This window comes from Ruegeria sp. HKCCA6707 (assembly GCF_013033515.1).
Lineage (GTDB): Bacteria > Pseudomonadota > Alphaproteobacteria > Rhodobacterales > Rhodobacteraceae > Ruegeria.
The window spans coordinates 443,601-459,737 of the sequence record NZ_WQEG01000001.1 but is presented as its reverse complement, the minus strand read 5'-3'; the positions used below and the strand labels follow the sequence as shown (position 1 = coordinate 459,737).

Below are 16,137 nucleotides of genomic sequence, written 5' to 3'. Positions count from 1 at the left end.
GCAGTGTTGATTTTCGATGTAGAATCGGTGCCTGTATTTTGCTCAGCATCCGGTAACGGGCGTTGACCTTGCTATCGGAGCCCAAATGGCCGCGTCTTCCCAAGATCACTCGCTTGCTGCAGCAGGCCTCATGATTGCCGCCATGGCAGTGATTGGGGTGATCGACAATTACATTGCACCTTTGGCGCGCCATGTCGGGCTTTGGCAGTTTCACCTCACGCGTGCCTTGTTTGCTCTGCCTTTGGTCTTGTCGCTGTCGCTGATCGGGTTGGGCCGGCTGCAGCCAATGCGTCTTTGGGCGGTGGCCTTGCGCAGCGCGCTCGTCGCGACTTCGATGCTGTTTTACTTCACCGCGCTGGCCATGATGCCAATTGCCGAAGCGCTGGCCGGGCTGTTTACGTCGCCGATCTTCATATTGTTGATCTCGGTCGGAGCCCTGAGGCAGCGGATCGGGATCTGGCGCATTTTTGCGGTCCTTCTTGGGTTTCTAGGCATTGTTCTGGTGCTGCAGCCAGATCCCCGAGATTTTGACGTCACCGTCTTGATCCCCATCTGCGCTGGTTTTTTCTATGCTTTAGGTGCAATTACAACGCGTAGCCTGTGCCGCGGTGAAAGCACAGTGGCCTTGCTGGCGGGTATGTGGATCACGCTTGGAACGATCGGGGCCTTGGGCTCGGTCGCCTTGTCGATCTGGCCTCAGGTTTCGAGCGGAGATGAGGTTCAGTTTTTCAATCGACCTTGGGTTTGGCCGATCTGGCCGGCCCTCCCTTTGATCATACTACAAGCCGTGGGGTCGGTTGTCGCCGTGTTCATGATTATCAAGGCGTATCAGTTGAGCGAGCCAAGCTATGTCTCGGTTTTTGAATACTCTGTCATGATATTTGGGCCGCTTTTTGCATGGATCGCATTTGGTCAGCCTGTTGGTGGGTGGCAGGTACTGGGGATCGTGTGCATCGGCTTGGCCGGGACCATTATCGCTCTGCGATCACGTTAAGTTTAGCGGCCCGAACGCAAAACACGAGAGTCACGCGACTCAATGCCCTGATTTTGCCCGATTCATCGTTCAACTATAGGTTAAGTTTGGGTATATTTTGATGAATAACAAGTATTTGTATCGATTGTTTCGACTAAGGCGATTAATTACTGTCAGTTTGGTCTTGCTCTTCACCCAATGGGCCTTGGGGTGGTGGATTTTCGGATCTTCGACGCTGCTGAGCCATCCTTTTTTGATCTACTCAGCCGCTCTATTTTGTACCGCAGTAATCTTTGCGATGGTTCTTATCTATCCTCGAGTCTGGGTCGAAACGATATCGACGGCGATGGTTCTGGGGTTGGTTCTCATGCTCTTGCCCGTGATCGAGCATTTGCCCGACATCGCGTCTGAACGCAGCCGTGGTTTTGCGATGATTTGGACCACGCTTGGCACATTGCTAGGGGCTCTGTTCCTTTGGTTGGGGTTGAATTGGCTTCCCACGCTTTTGATCGAGCTGCCATTTGGCGCGCGGCAATGGCGTTCAAGCATACGGTTTGAAATCTCCGCAATGGACGCGATGAAAGCGTTGATGGCCAGCCCCAACACCGATAACGGGCGTACCCACTATGGACCGCTGGAAAGCGACGGGATGTTCTGGGCATGCACCCGCATCAATTCGGTCGACCCGGTAAGCCATAACTCCGATGTTCAGGAATTGTCTTACAAGTGCAAGATCGAACAGGAGAGTGAAAGTCATCAAGTGATAACGGTGGTTTACAAAATCGACGGTGAACCCATGGTGGATGTCGAACACACGCGCGTGCGCCAAATCGGTCGTCAATGCTTGTGCGAAACGCGTACGATCAAGAGCCGACGGAACCTGTTCGAAGATATCGGATTCTGGCTTCAGGACTATGGTGGCGACCATATCTACGGACGCCTTGCCCGCGCTTCAGGGCAGGATTCCATCGCCTTGGTTGACGTGCCGTATCAAAGCCCGCTTGTTGGCTTGGCCCGGTTTTTCGAGCGGTTCGACAATTCGCATCCCGACAACCGAAGTGGACCCATCTAGCGGGCTCAACCGGTCAGCAAGGCCAGAGTCGCTTCCTAACGTTTGAACAATACGCTTTGGGATTGTTTGTCCCTGTGATCTCCACGCAATTCCGCGTGCAATGCGCGACCGGCCTGAATGGCGGGGCGAGCACTGACCGTCTCGAGCCAGCGCGCGAAATGCGGCTTGTCGTGCAAGACCTGCTGTTGACCTTCCCACAAGCTGGCCCAGCCCCAGATCGAAATATCCGCTATGGAATAGAAATCGCCCGCCACATATTCATGGTCTGCCAGTCGTCGGTCTAGAACGCCATAAAGGCGCGACACTTCCGAGCGGTAGCGATCCTTGGCATAGGGTAGGTCCTGCGGCGGGTCCAGCTGCGGGGCATATTTCAGAAAGTGATGCGCTTGCCCGGCCATTGGACCGACACCGCCCATCTGCCACATCAGCCATTCTTCGACTGCGATCCGGTCACGCTCGGTCGTTCCATAAAACCGCCCGGTCTTGCGGGCGAGATACATCAGGATCGCACCGCTTTCAAAGACCGATACCGGCGCCCCATCTGGGCCGTCATGGTCCACGATTGCTGGCATCCGGTTGTTGGGGGCGATTTTCAGAAACTCGGGATCGAACTGATCCCCTTTACCGATGTTGATCAGATGCGTGGCGTAGGGCAGGTCCATCTCTTCCAAAGCGATGGATGCTTTCCAACCATTTGGCGTGGGCCAGAAATACAGGTCGATCATGAGCGCTCCTTGGGTTGAGGGGATCATGAGGCTTTCTGCGCAAACGGCAAGAGGGCGCGTGGCTTTGGAGTGGCAAAAAGACGTGACCACCGATGCGCGTGCGCGTTGGGTAGGCCATGGCGCAGTGCGGCCAGTGACAGCCGCTGTGGTTCGCGCAACAGGGCATTATAGACCCGCAATGCCCCTGGCCGCGTATAGCTGGACCAATGGCAAACGCGGCGCTGAGAGTGACCGATGGGGGCGATCATATGCGAAAGATGCGCCAGTGTCGTATTGCAGTCGATCTGAAGTGTCACTGCATTTTCAGCGTCGATCCCCGCGCCAACGCTGCGGTCACCAGGTTGGGGAGGTTGCACCAGTTGCTCATACAGAAAGTCAAACAGATCGTTCTCGCGGCTGGTGATATTGATCAGTTCTGATCGACGCCCCGCTTCCGAGGCCAGGGCTGCCAAAACCCGAGCGCGATAAGTGGCACCGGTCATTGAGATGAAGCGCTTCAATGCGCCCGGACAAATGTGGTGCAGTGCTTCGATTGCAAGTTCTACACCCATCGAATGGCCGATGAAGTGAATAGGGCGGTCCGGGTTGAGCCGGTGCAGCCTGTTGATCACATCAGCAAGCACCCGTCCGGCCGATTGCGCCCTGCGCTGCGCGGTCCAAAGCGGGCCGCGCGCATTCCAGCCGAAGGCAACGGCCAGACCCTCGTCGGTAAAGCCCGAGCCAAAGCCCAGATGTTGAGGCCAACTTGGGCTGTAATCCGGCAAGGCGCGGGGACGTAGGGCCAGGATATGACGGTGCGGGCAGGTTGCGGAATTGTCGGGCCTGTATTTGTACCCATGGGTCATGATGATGACCGGGCCCCTGATATCCTGCGTTTGCTGCAAGACGCATTCGACAAGGCGCGAGCTGCGATGCAAAACCGCACCAGGTCCCTCAGCATTGATCCTGATCATTGGCATGGCGCTGCCTCACACAAGATGTTGTGGTGCCGATTTCTCATAACGCTATGACGTTTCGGTGAACGATGGATTACAGAACCGTGACGATGGGTCTGTCGGGGTTGACGAAGCCCGGACCGAGGCGTAATGGCAAAGCACCACGTGGCGATTTGTTACCGGATTGCGGGCCACGCTAAACAACACCGCTAAAAGGTCAGGATGAAAGACCCCTTTCGCTTGGCCGCGTCTGGGGTTTTTTGTTTGCCTCCCACAGCGAGGCTGAAAGGAAAGACATGAGCGAGAGCTGGAACAAACGCACGCAAGCCGTCCATGGCGGCATTCGTCGCAGTCAATATAACGAGGTCAGCGAGGCGATTTTTCTGACCCAGGGGTTTGTCTATGACACTGCCGAGCAGGCCGAGGCGCGGTTCATCGAATCCGGCCCGGATGAATTCATCTATGCCCGCTATGGCAACCCGACAGTGTCGATGTTTGAACAGCGCATTGCCGCTCTGGAGGGCGGTGAAGATGCCTTCGCCACTGCCTCGGGCATGGCAGCTGTGAACGGGGCACTAACCTCGATGCTCAAAGCCGGCGATCACGTTGTTTCGGCAAAGGCGCTGTTCGGGTCCTGCCTCTATATTCTGGAAAGCATCCTGACGCGTTTCGGCGTCGAGGTGAGCTTTGTCGACGGTACAGATCTGGCCGCTTGGGAGGCCGCCATCCGGCCTGACACCAAGGCCGTGTTCTTCGAATCCATGTCGAACCCCACGCTTGAGGTGATCGACATCGCATCCGTGTCCAAACTGGCCCATGCCGTGGGCGCCACTGTGATCGTGGACAATGTGTTTTCAACCCCGGTCTTCTCGCGCGCCATCGAACAGGGCGCTGATGTGGTCGTCTATTCGGCCACAAAACATATCGACGGGCAGGGGCGTGCGCTGGGTGGTGTCATCATTGGCACCAAAGAGTTTATTCGCGGGACGGTTGAGCCCTATATGAAACACACCGGCGGTGCGCTCAGCCCGTTCAGTGCCTGGATCATGGTCAAGGGGATCGAAACCATGGCGTTGCGTGTGAATGCACAAGCGGACAGCGCCCAGAAGATCGCCGAAGCATTGGACGGCCACGATGCATTGGAGCGGACGCTTTACCCGGGCCTGAAGACGCATCCTCAGAATGCACTGGTGCAGGATCAACTGGGGGGCAAGGGCGGCACGGTTCTGTCTCTGGACATCAAGGGTGGCAAGGACGCGGCGTTTGCGTTCCTGAACGCTTTGACCATTCCGGTGATCTCGAACAATCTGGGTGACGCGAAATCCATCGCAACCCACCCGGCAACGACCACCCATCAGCGCCTCAGCGAAGAACAGCGCGATGAGCTGGGCATCACCCCGGGCCTGATCCGACTGTCCATCGGTCTGGAAGACGCAGATGATCTTCTGGCAGACTTGCGTCAGGCCCTGGCGGCATCTCAGCGCTAGGCACTTGCTCGGGCGGGGACACTGCCCGAGCCGTTCAAGCCCGGGATAAATGACGTTTTCGCCCGCTAAGTGGCGGATTTCTGCAGTTGATTCCAATCCAGGCTGCTATTTCACACGTATGAGACTATACTGGTATGTCTTCCAATACCGTCTATATTCGGACGGTGAGCAAAGGAACTCTTGCGTATGAACCTGCACCCGCGTGACCTGGGCAATGCGCCCGATAACGATGAAGCTGCTGCTGCGCTTGATGTCTTGCGCAAATGGGCGGCCTCGGCGACCGAGGCTGAGATCACGCAATTGGACCCTGCTGTAGCGCGATTGGTCCCGGGAACGGTGCCAGACAACTATCCGACTCTGTCGCGTGATTACCCCGAGGGATTTGTTGTGGATGCGGCATACAAATCATCACTGCCGGATCTGCAAAACGGGCCGTCCAGCCTGATCCGAGGTGCCAAACAGCAAATCCAGCATGTGGGTATTTCGAACTTCCGCCTGCCAATCCGGTTTCAGCGCAAAGAAGGTGGTGATCTGACTCTTGAGACTTCGGTGACGGGTTCTGTCAGCCTCGAGGCTGAGAAAAAGGGCATCAACATGTCTCGGATCATGCGCTCTTTCTACAAGCATTCCGAGCGGACGTTCAGTTTTGAAGTCATGGAAGCTGCGCTGGACGATTATATGACTGATCTCGACAGTCTGGATGCACGGATTCAGATGCGGTTTTCTTACCCCGAGCGGATCGAAAGCCTGCGGTCGGGTCTGTCCGGCTATCAGTATTACGACATCGCGCTGGAACTCGTTGAACGCGGCGGCGAGCGGCTGAAAATCATGCACCTGGACTATGTCTACTCCTCGACCTGCCCATGTTCGCTGGAACTGAGCGAACATGCACGCGCGACACGCGGACAATTGGCCACACCACATTCGCAGCGCTCTGTGGCGCGTATTTCCGTTGTGGTCGACTGCAACGCGGATTGTCTGTGGTTCGAGGACCTGATTGCCTTGTGCCGCCGCGCTGTTCCGACAGAGACGCAAGTCATGGTCAAGCGTGAGGACGAACAGGCCTTTGCCGAGTTGAACGCGGCCAATCCGATATTTGTCGAGGATGCAGCCCGCCTGTTCTGTGCCGAACTTCTGGCCGATCATCATGTCGGCGATTTCCGCATTGTGGCCAGCCATCAGGAAAGCCTGCACAGCCATGATGCCGTATCGATTCTGACCGAAGGCCCCACCTTCGACAGCGCAAGTCTGGACCCACGTTTATTCTCGACCCTGTTCCACGTCGGATGAGTTGATCCGCGAACCGATTGGAAACCGGTGAAAAAAAGGGCGATGGGCGCCTTTTTGCCGCAGTGCAGCGGGAAATGCTGCGTTGCGGCTGAAATTTCGGTATGCTGCGACAGAGAGCAGGTGCCGCAACCCATCAGATCTTGCCGCACCGCAGCCTGAAAGGACGTCGGGACGTGCAAGGCCAAGGACCGCGACTGAGCGAAACCGCCCCGATAAATGGGGTGTCCGTATCCCATTCTTCACTACTCGGCTGCCTCAGTTTCACAGGAGAGACATGTGATGAACCCGATTTCCCAACCCCTTGAGTTCCAGGCCGCAGCCATTCGTGTGGCCGGATATGCTGTCGTCAGCCAGATGAAGATCATGCAAGTCATGGCGCGCTCGGCGATCGAGCTGCCTATGGCTCCGGTTCATGCCTTGCATGCGGCAGCCTCGGCCCCCGCAAAGACAGCCCCGAAACCCGTCGCGAAAAAAGCGGCACCAAAACCTGTGGCCAAGAAAGCTGCGCCGAGCAAGCCAAAGCCGGTGGCGAAAAAGGCCGCGCCGGCCAAACCCAAAGTGGTGGCAAAGCCCGCAGCCGTGGCTAAGCCTAAGCAAGCTGCACCCAACGTTAGAACCCCGCTGACAAGCAGGGCCAAGCCCGTTGTTGCGAAACCGGCCGAACCAAAGCCGACACCTGCTGCCAAAGCGTCCAGCACCACAGAACCGTCAAAGCCAACAACCAAAGCTGCACCAGTGAAAGCCCAGCCAAAGGCAGAGGCACCAAAGCCGACAGCCAAAGCTACACCAGCGAAAGCTCAGCCGAAGGTAGAGGCGCCAAAGCCGACAGCCAAAGCTGCACCAGCGAAAGTTCAGCCGAAGGCAGTGGCGCCTAAGCCAGCTGCCAAAGCAACTACGGCAAAAACGGCCCCGGCAAAGACCAGCCAAGCGTCAGCAAAAGCAGCGACCCCGGCAAAAGCGGCATCGGCGCCTACAGCGCCGGCCAAAGCACCTGCAAAGCGGACGCAAGCCAAAACCACAACGGCCAAGCCCGCAGCCGCGCCCAAGGCACCCGCGAAGGCAGCAACTTCTTCATCTGCGGCTGCTAAGCCTTTGGAACAGAAAGAAACCTCTCCGGTTCGCCGCACGCGTGCCCCGTCCAAACCCCCGGCGATGCCAGCAACATCTGCAAAAACCCAGGACTGACTTGGGATCAAGCGCTTGACACGGTCGGGCAGGCACGCCAACGCTGCCCGACATGATGGATCTTCGCCCGGTCGGATATGTGATTGGCTTGCTGGTCGCCATTCTTGGGGTGACCATGCTGCTGCCCATGGTGGCAGACCTGATCGAAGGTCGGAGCGAATGGCATGTGTTTCTGGAAAGCGCAATCATCACGACCTTGACCGGGGTTGTGATGGCTATGAGCTGCGCAAACGGAGTGGGCGAAGGGCTGACCATCCGCCAGACCTTTTTGCTGACTACCGGCGTCTGGGTGGCGCTACCAGTCTTTGGTGCTATCCCGTTTTTATACGGTGCGACTGAACTGCGGTTCGTCGACGCCTATTTCGAAGCGATGTCCGGCCTGACCACGACAGGCTCGACGGTGATTTCCGGCTTGGACGATCTCCCACAAGGGTTGCTCTTGTGGCGTGGACTTCTGCAGTGGCTGGGCGGCATCGGCATCATTGTCGTTGCCATGGTTTTTCTGCCTGAACTGCGCGTCGGTGGCATGCAGATCTTCCGCTCGGAAGGGTTCGAGACCATGGGGAAAATCCTGCCGCGTGCGCAGGAAATCGCCGGGCAAATCTCGTTGATCTACGTGTTCCTCACGGTTGTATGCGCGTTTGTCTATGCCGGTTTTGGCATGGGCTTTTTCGATGCGGTCGTCCATGCGATGACCACAATCGCCACGGGTGGGTTTTCGAACTATGACAGTTCCTTTGCAACTTTCTCGGGACCCATGGAATACGCGGCGTCGGTCTTCATGATCCTAGCGGCGCTGCCCTTTGTCCGATACGTGCAACTGGCCAATGGCAGCACCAGTTCCTTGTGGAAAGACAGCCAGATACGAGCCTTTCTTGCCACGATTCTTGTGCTGGTCATTGTGATGTCGGTGTTCCTGACCTCGGTCTTTCCGCATCATTGGGAACAAGCGGTGCGCGAATCGCTGTTCAACATCACCTCGATCATCTCTGGCACGGGCTATGCCAGCGTCGACTATATGCTCTGGGGCAGTTTCCCGGTGATGCTGTTCTTTCTGATCGGGTTGATCGGAGGTTGCGCGGGATCAACCGCCTGCTCGATCAAAGTCTTCCGCTATCAGCTGCTGTTTGCCTCGATAAAAACCCAGATCAACCGCATCCGGTCGCCTCATGGCGTGTTTGTCCCCACCTATGACGGGCGCAAGATCAGCCGGGATGTTCTAACCTCGGTCATGAGCTTTTTCATGTTCTTCGTGCTGTCCATGGGTGCGCTGTCTTGGGCTCTTGCTCTGACGGGGCTCGACTTTATCACCTCGGTCTCGGGTGCCGCGACCGCTTTGGCCAATGTGGGGCCGGGGCTGGGCAGCCAGATCGGCCCAGCAGGCAATTTCGCGGGGCTCAACGATACCGCCAAGTGGCTGCTGACCATCGGTATGCTGGTCGGGCGGCTGGAACTGCTGGCCGTCTATGCAATCTTTACTGTTCAATTCTGGAGAGCTTGATGAAGAAACCCTTGGGGGCGCAAATCTCGCATATGCTGCGGGATCGTGGGGTCGAGGTGATATTTGGTATTCCCGGTGTACATAATCAGGAGATGTATCGCGGTATCGAAGAGGCCGGGATCACTCATGTACTTGCGCGGCACGAGCAGGGCGCGGGCTTCATGGCCGATGGCTATGCGCGGGCCACAGGTAAGCCGGGTGTCGCCTATGTGATCACCGGGCCTGGCCTTTGCAATATCATGACACCGATGGGGCAGGCCTATTCGGATTCGGTACCGATGTTGGTTTTGTCCTCTTGTCTGGATGAAACACAGGCCACGCGCGGGCAGTTGCATCAGATGAAGGATCAACGTGCCGCTGCCGGAACGGTGGCCGATTGGTCCTCTCAGGCGGAAAGTGCGGCAGCGGCCTATGGGTTGGTTGAACGGGCATTCGAAGAATTTGCCCTGTCGCGCCCACGTCCCAAGCATATCCAGGTGCCGATCGCTCAGCTTGAGGCCGACGCAGAAGCCGCTCCGTTTCCCAACCAGGATGCGCTGAGGGTGCAGGTCTTACCGCCGGATCTCGCTCCGGTTCTTTCGATGCTGAACATTGCGCAGAGGCCCTTGTTCATTTTGGGGGGCGGTGCAAAGTCGAACCTGTGGCGTCAGATCCTGACCCAGCTGGGCGCAGCCTGTTTCACCACATACGCGGGTCGAGGGCTGGCTGGGTCAAATTACCCGCTGGATTTTGGTGCGATGCTGCCGCGACCGGGCAGTGCCGAGGTGATTGCATCTGCGGATCTGGTGGTCGCTGTGGGCACCGAACTGGCCGAAGTTGACTTGTGGCGCGACGCGTTGGGCCATTCCGCGCAATTGGTGCGCGTTGATCTGGATCCCGAAGTGCTGTCTGACCGTCATCGCGCAACGATCAAGCTGCAAGCGGATGCGGAAAGCTTTGCCCATGCGCTGTGGGCCGTGGCGGATCAGGCAAAACCCTCCACTGGCTGGAGTACGGATGAGGTCGCCGACGCCCGCGCGCGCTGGCGCGCTGAGGTCGATGCAGAGCGTCCGGGGATCGTGCCAGTTATCGATGCCCTGCGCGAAGCAATGCCCGCCGACACAATGATCTATTCCGACATGACGCAGTTCGCTTATGTCGCCAAAGAGGTCTGGGACATGGCTGTCCCGTATCACTGGCACCATCCGACCGGTTTCGGAACACTGGGCTATGCGCTGCCCGCTGGCATCGGTGGCGCAGTTGCGCGGCGGGGAAAGCCAACGGCGGTTATCGCCGGGGACTATGGCTTTCAATACACGCTGCAAGAGCTTGGCACGGCGGTGGAACTTGGACTCTCGTTGCCAATCATCCTGTGGGACAACGGCAAACTGAAAGAGATCGAAGACAGCATGGTGCGCAGCCAGATTGCTCCCAACGCGGTCATCGCGCGCAACCCGGATTTCGGAAAGCTTGCCGAAGCCTATGGTGCGCTGTCGGCACGACCGACGGACCTCGCCGCGCTTCAAATACAGGTTCGTTCTGCGTTCGACGCGCCTGTGCCCACATTGATCCATGTGACGCCGGACATTCTGGGATAAAAAAGGGCGCCGCAATCTTTTGCAGCGCCCCAAATTACTCAGAGCAGTCAGATTAGTCCCAGCAATGCACCAGAACCGTCATGCCGTTGGCGCGGCGGCTCAGTTCATTGGGGGTTATGCGCGTTTCGCTCTGTCCGGCCTGTCCTGCAACACCGGCTTTTTCCAGCACCGCATTCAGGCTGTCCACCGATGCTGCGAGGCTGACGCTGGCGGGCAAGGCGCGGCCTTCGGTGGGGGTGGGCAGTAACATCCCGACCACGTGGCCGTTATCGTCAAAGACAGGGCCACCCGCGTCGCCGGGCTGAGTACTCATGGCCAAGCGTTTCACACCGCTTTCGCCATTCAATCCGCGAATATCGGCGACTTGTCCGAAGGTCAGCGTGGGTGCACCCAAAGCGCCTTCATACGAGAACCCGGATGCCGCAATTTCGGACTGGATGCGGGGCGTCACGGGGCTGAACTCGGCCACGTTGATCGGTGCCAGGGTCTGACTGGGTCGCAAGACGGCAATACCCAGTTCCGCGTCGCTCCAGGCCACCTGCAATTGCTGATCCCCGTCGAGCGTGATGCGCGCGCAACTGTCTGCGGCCTCGGCCACGGTCAGGACGATACCCGAAGTATCGGCAAAAAAGCCCGAGCGCGAAACGCGCGGTTTGCGGGTTTGCAGGCCCGAGACCAGGTCGATCCGCTGATCAGCGTCAGCACCTGCTGCAGCGTCCAGTACTGCATCTGTTGTGGCATAGCTGTTTGTCATGGCGGCCAGAACACGCGTGCGTCTTGCGTCATCGCCTTCGGGCCAGACCAGGGTAAAGCCCTTGATCTTGCCGTCTTCCAGCTGTGCCTGCGTATAGGACACAATACCGTTGCCGCGCCCTTCAATGGTAAAACGGTTGTTGCGCAGCTCTCTGGGGCCGTTCAGCGGGATGATCTCAAGCGATTGCATCACCTCGTAAAGCGCCTGCAGCGTGGCTCGGTTGCCTTCCTGGCTGATCAAAAGCGCCTGGGCATTCAGATCAGAGCTGGCTTTGAAATGCGCAAAGGGGGCTTCGTACCGGTCAAAGGCCAAAACGCCCAGCGGCAGGTCCAAAGACATTCCGGCCTGCGCATCGCTGTGGCGCGCCAAGCCAACGCTAATCAGCGGGGCATTGAACTCGTCCATCAATGTCTTGCGTTGCAGCGTCGTAAGGACACCCGTGGCCTCAAACCCGTTGAATCGCTGCCATTCCGCCATCGAACGCCGTGTGCCAGCACCAAAAGCGCCGTCGATTGTCGATGCGTAGTAACCGCCAGCTTTCAATGCCGTCTGCAGATCGCGACGCTCTTGCGCGCTGAGCAACCGCTCACCTTGCAAAGCTTCTGCGCGTGTTTCGTCCGAGGATTGAACGCTCAAACCAAGCTGCTGGTTTGGTTCTGCTGCGGGTTCCACCGGGGTCGAGATGACACCACGGTCCAACACATTTGCGCCAACCGGCCAGAATTGCTGACCCAACTGGTTCGACAGGGCGATGAAACTGTCGCCGGGTATTTGCCCTTCGGCTCGGTAGACGCGCAAGACCTGTTCCGCATCCGCGCGCAAGTAGGGGCCGATGACAATAGCGTACCACCCGGAATTCAGGCGAAACCCGTTCACATCCGGTAGCAGGTCACCATAGGCCTGCGCCCGCTCTTGGGCTTCAAAAAGCGTTGGGCGCGCTTCGACTTGCACCCATACGCCCTGATCCTCCTGGGCTTGCGCAGCGCCCAGACCAATGGTGAAAATAAAGAAAATTGCAGCTAATACGCGTGTCATTGTCTGCCCGTTTTATGCAGTGTTTTGTCTGAGGCGCAGGTTACGCGATTTCAGCCCCCGAACGCCATGCCTGTGTTACGGGGAATTTGCACTGTGGCCGCGCAGTGACAACCTGTGTGCAAAGGCCCGTTGACGCCCATGGACCCCTTGCATAGGAAGGGCAAAACCGACCGGAACCGGGTGCCCGATGCGCCCAAAGGGAATGTCATGACCGAACCGTCCAGTGCGCCACGCTCTTTTCAGGAAATCATCCTGCGGCTTCAGACCTATTGGGCCTCGAAAGGCTGCGCGATTTTGCAGCCCTATGACATGGAGGTCGGGGCAGGGACGTTCCACCCGGCCACAACACTGCGTGCTTTGGGCTCCAAGGCCTGGGCTGCGGCCTATGTTCAGCCGTCGCGCCGTCCGACCGACGGACGCTATGGTGAGAACCCCAACCGGTTGCAGCACTATTACCAGTACCAGGTGCTGATCAAGCCCAGCCCGCCGGATCTGCAGGAGCTATATCTGGGCAGCCTTGAGGCCATCGGCATCGATATGGAGCTGCATGACATCCGCTTTGTCGAAGATGACTGGGAAAGCCCCACGCTGGGCGCCTGGGGCCTGGGGTGGGAGGTCTGGTGCGACGGTATGGAGGTCAGCCAGTTCACCTATTTTCAACAGGTCGGTGGCCATGACTGCGCGCCTGTCTCGGGTGAGTTGACCTATGGGCTGGAACGTCTGGCGATGTATGTGCTGGGCATCGATCATGTCATGGACATGCCGTTCAATGATCCGCAGTCGCCCAGCCCGCTGACCTATGGCGATGTCTTCAAACAGACCGAGGAAGAATACGCCCGCTGGAATTTTGACGTCGCCAATACCGAGGTTCTGCTGCGTCATTTCGAAGAGGCCGAGGCCGAATGCGCGACCATTCTGGCGCAAGAGGATATCGACCCCAAGACGGGGAAACGGATCATCATGGCTCACCCAGCCTATGACCAGTGCATCAAAGCCAGCCATATGTTCAACCTGCTCGACGCGCGGGGCGTGATCTCGGTAACCGAGCGTCAGGCCTATATCGGGCGCGTACGGGCTTTGGCCAAGCAATGCGCAGATGCATTTGTTCAGACCAAAGCGGCCGGGTTCGAGGCCTGATGGCCGCCTCAGGCCAAGCCGGGCAGCAACACTTTCAAACCGTCTGCGATCATGCTGATGGCAATGGCCGACAAGATCATGCCCATAAAGCGGCTCATGATCACGCGGGCCGTGTCCGACAGATGGCGCGCAATGGCCGCCGCGTTCCAGAAGGTCACGAACAGCAACAGGACAACTGCTCCAAAAACTCCGGCATAACCAAGCGCTTTGACGGGTTTGTCAATCTGGTGCGCATAAAGGATCAGTGTCGTGATGGTGCCGGGCCCGACCAGAATGGGAAAGGCCAGCGGGTAAAAGGCGACCGTTGCCGGCTCGGGATAGGCATCCTTTTCCCCCGTTGTTCCATGATGCGAGCTGCTTTCATGTCCGTTCAGCATGTTCAACCCGATCATCAGAACAACCAGCCCGCCTGCCACCCGCAGATGGTTGACGCTAATGCCGAACAGACCCAACGCCTGGTTGCCCACGGCTGCAAAGGCGCTGCCCAGGATCAGACAATAGACGGCCGTTTTGACCGCAACCTTGCGCTGATCGGCAGGGGTCAGGCCATCTGTAACGCTCAGGAACACCGGCAGGTTGGTGATCGGGTTCATGATCGCAAAAAGGGCCCCGAAAAACCCGACGATAAATGTGGTGTCCATCTTCAAAGCCCTATATCTGAACGGGTTAACTGGGAAACTGTCCGATTTTTCTCGAAGATGAAAGAGGTTGCGTAGGTCATGACCGGCAAACTGCTTGCGATTATCCTTTTGGCCTCAGCCGCTTTGGCCGGTGGTGCGATGTATTACCTGCAGGTCTATGGGTTCTATTACGAGGTCGAGGCGCAACCCGGGCAGGACGTGACCCTGCTGCCGGATGATACAGATACGCCGGTCGGCATTTCTTACGAGCAGTTTCAGGCTATTGACGCGGACAGTTCTCCGATCCGGTATCGGGCCTGTTTTCAAACCGAATTGGGGTTTGATCAGTTACAAGCCTATCAACGTGTCGAAAACCCTGAACCGCTTACAGCGCCGGGATGGTTTGACTGCTATGATGCGGTCGAACTGGCGGATGATCTGAAATCGGGGCGCGCGCAGGCGTTCCTGGGGGCCAAGAACATCCGCTATGGGGTCGACCGGATCGTAGCCATCACCGAAGATGGGGCAGGATATGTCTGGCATGCGCTCAACAATTGTGGGGAAAAGGCCTATGACGGGACAGTGGTTGGCGAAGAATGCCCGCCGCGTCCGGAAAGCTGAAGGACAGCCATGAGCTATGCGGTTGAAATCCCGCAGTTTCTAACCGCAACCCTTGGTTTTGCGGTCTATCTGCTCGGCGCCGAGCTTAACGCGCGGGTGGCTGTTCTGCGACAGTTCAACATCCCCGAGCCGGTAACCGGTGGGTTGCTGGCCTCGTTGGTGGTGTTGGCGCTGTATCTGGTCTTTGGGCTTGAGCTGTCGTTCGAGCTTCAGACCCGGGATTTCCTGCTAGTCCTGTTCTTTGCGGGTATCGGCCTGAATGCGCGGATCGCTGATTTGATTTCGGGTGGCAAGCCCTTGTTTTTGCTTCTGATCCTCACTCTGACGACGATCGTCGCCCAGAACGTCATCGGTGCGGTGGGCGCGACGATCTTTGGCTATCCGGCGCAGGCGGGTGTCCTGTTCGGCTCGGCGGCGCTGATCGGGGGGCACGGGACAGCCATCGCCTGGGCCCCGGCGGTAGGGGACGCTACCGGGCTCGACGGCGCGACCGAGCTGGGCGTGGCCGTCGCAACGCTGGGCCTGGTTCTGGCGGCCCTTGTGGGTGGTCCAATCGCACGGCTGTTGATCGAGGGCCGCAATTTGTCGCCGGAGCGACCGGATGAAGAACTCACCATCGGGCTGCCAGACGAGGCCGGGAAGAGCAAATCGCAGATTGATCACCTCACGATCATGAGGGTGCTTCTCTACCTCAATATCGCGATTATCTTCGGCTATATGCTGAACGAGGTTATCCTGGCGGCTGGCCTCAAACTGCCACTTTTCGTGCCCTGTCTGATCATGGGGATCGTGATCGCCAATCTGCGCACAGCGCTGTTTCCTTCGGCACCGCCGGTCTCTCAGACGCCCTCGCTGGCGCTGATATCCGAATTCGCGCTGGGGGCTTTTCTGGCCATGTCGCTGATGAGCCTGCAACTTTGGACCATTGCCGAACTTGGTCTGGCCATTACCGTGATCATGACCGCGCAAACCCTGTTCACTGTGGTCTTTGTGATCTGGGCGCTGTTTCCGATTATGGGGTCGAACTACCGCGCCGCCGTTCTGGCCGCAGGCTTTGGCGGCTTTGCTTTGGGCGCCACACCCACAGCGATTGCAAATATGACAGCCGTAACCAAGCGATATGGCCCGTCGCCTATTGCCTTTATCGTGCTCCCCCTTGTATCCGCATTCTTTGTGGATATTGCCAATGCCATCGTCATCCAGACGATTGTAAATTTCTAAGGAC

General features: G+C 58.0%; 15 protein-coding genes and 1 riboswitch. Of the genes, 9 read left to right on the top strand and 6 right to left on the bottom strand.

Annotation, left to right across the window (positions count from 1 at the left end; translation table 11 throughout):
• Positions 1–85: 85 nt before the first annotated feature.
• The gene (locus GOW40_RS02230; RefSeq protein ID WP_171128922.1) at positions 86–994 is read left to right on the top strand and encodes a DMT family transporter; all 909 of its coding nucleotides are present in this window, start codon (positions 86–88) and stop codon (positions 992–994) included.
• Between the two features lie 277 nt (positions 995–1,271).
• On the top strand, positions 1,272–2,045 hold the full coding sequence (locus GOW40_RS02225; RefSeq protein ID WP_171128924.1) for a hypothetical protein: 774 nt from the start codon (positions 1,272–1,274) through the stop codon (positions 2,043–2,045).
• 35 nt (positions 2,046–2,080) lie between these two features.
• Here GOW40_RS02225 and GOW40_RS02220 read toward each other — a convergent pair whose 3' ends face one another.
• Positions 2,081–2,770, bottom strand: a complete 690-nt coding sequence (locus tag GOW40_RS02220; protein WP_171128926.1) for a glutathione S-transferase N-terminal domain-containing protein — start codon at positions 2,768–2,770, stop codon at positions 2,081–2,083.
• Between the two features lie 23 nt (positions 2,771–2,793).
• The gene (locus tag GOW40_RS02215) at positions 2,794–3,723 is read right to left on the bottom strand and encodes an alpha/beta hydrolase (RefSeq protein WP_254444231.1); all 930 of its coding nucleotides are present in this window, start codon (positions 3,721–3,723) and stop codon (positions 2,794–2,796) included.
• Between the two features lie 137 nt (positions 3,724–3,860).
• Positions 3,861–3,938, top strand: a riboswitch (SAM riboswitch).
• 63 nt (positions 3,939–4,001) lie between these two features.
• Here GOW40_RS02215 and metZ point away from each other — a divergent pair.
• Both metZ and folE2 read left to right on the top strand, forming a co-directional pair.
• On the top strand, positions 4,002–5,192 hold the full coding sequence (metZ, locus tag GOW40_RS02210; protein WP_171128930.1) for an O-succinylhomoserine sulfhydrylase: 1,191 nt from the start codon (positions 4,002–4,004) through the stop codon (positions 5,190–5,192).
• Between the two features lie 186 nt (positions 5,193–5,378).
• Entirely contained in the window at positions 5,379–6,482 is a 1,104-nt protein-coding gene (folE2, locus tag GOW40_RS02205; RefSeq protein WP_171128931.1) for a GTP cyclohydrolase FolE2, read from the top strand.
• A 410-nt stretch (positions 6,483–6,892) separates the two neighbouring features.
• Here folE2 and GOW40_RS02200 read toward each other — a convergent pair whose 3' ends face one another.
• Together GOW40_RS02200 and GOW40_RS02195 are read right to left on the bottom strand one after the other, a co-directional pair.
• Complete coding sequence (locus GOW40_RS02200; protein WP_171128933.1) at positions 6,893–7,261, bottom strand: hypothetical protein; 369 nt, start codon at positions 7,259–7,261, stop codon at positions 6,893–6,895.
• A gap of 72 nt (positions 7,262–7,333) precedes the next feature.
• Positions 7,334–7,624 (bottom strand): hypothetical protein, encoded by a 291-nt coding sequence (locus GOW40_RS02195; protein ID WP_171230847.1) that lies wholly within the window; start codon positions 7,622–7,624, stop codon positions 7,334–7,336.
• A gap of 95 nt (positions 7,625–7,719) precedes the next feature.
• Here GOW40_RS02195 and GOW40_RS02190 point away from each other — a divergent pair, with 95 nt between their 5' ends.
• A complete protein-coding gene (locus GOW40_RS02190) occupies positions 7,720–9,168 on the top strand; it encodes a TrkH family potassium uptake protein (protein WP_171098369.1) in 1,449 nt (482 codons plus the stop codon).
• A complete protein-coding gene (locus GOW40_RS02185) occupies positions 9,168–10,745 on the top strand; it encodes a 5-guanidino-2-oxopentanoate decarboxylase (RefSeq protein ID WP_171128937.1) in 1,578 nt (525 codons plus the stop codon). The genes GOW40_RS02190 and GOW40_RS02185 overlap by 1 nt, the downstream gene beginning before the upstream one ends.
• A 52-nt stretch (positions 10,746–10,797) precedes the next feature.
• Here the strand turns inward: GOW40_RS02185 and GOW40_RS02180 are convergent, their stop codons facing one another.
• Positions 10,798–12,534 carry a serine protease gene (locus GOW40_RS02180; RefSeq protein WP_171230846.1) on the bottom strand — a complete coding sequence of 579 codons (1,737 nt, stop codon included), beginning with the start codon at positions 12,532–12,534 and terminating at the stop codon, positions 10,798–10,800.
• 207 nt (positions 12,535–12,741) lie between these two features.
• On the opposite strand from GOW40_RS02180, the gene GOW40_RS02175 reads away from it, so the two are divergent.
• Complete coding sequence (locus GOW40_RS02175; protein ID WP_171136367.1) at positions 12,742–13,671, top strand: glycine--tRNA ligase subunit alpha; 930 nt, start codon at positions 12,742–12,744, stop codon at positions 13,669–13,671.
• 8 nt (positions 13,672–13,679) lie between these two features.
• On the opposite strand, the gene GOW40_RS02170 is transcribed toward GOW40_RS02175, so the two are convergent.
• Positions 13,680–14,312: a MarC family protein gene (locus GOW40_RS02170; RefSeq protein WP_171098377.1), complete on the bottom strand. Its 633-nt coding sequence runs from the start codon at positions 14,310–14,312 to the stop codon at positions 13,680–13,682.
• 78 nt (positions 14,313–14,390) lie between these two features.
• On the opposite strand from GOW40_RS02170, the gene GOW40_RS02165 reads away from it, so the two are divergent.
• Positions 14,391–14,912, top strand: a complete 522-nt coding sequence (locus GOW40_RS02165; RefSeq protein WP_171128943.1) for a DUF6446 family protein — start codon at positions 14,391–14,393, stop codon at positions 14,910–14,912.
• 9 nt (positions 14,913–14,921) lie between these two features.
• Positions 14,922–16,133 (top strand): sodium/glutamate symporter, encoded by a 1,212-nt coding sequence (gene gltS / locus GOW40_RS02160; protein ID WP_171128945.1) that lies wholly within the window; start codon positions 14,922–14,924, stop codon positions 16,131–16,133.
• Positions 16,134–16,137: the final 4 nt, after the last annotated feature.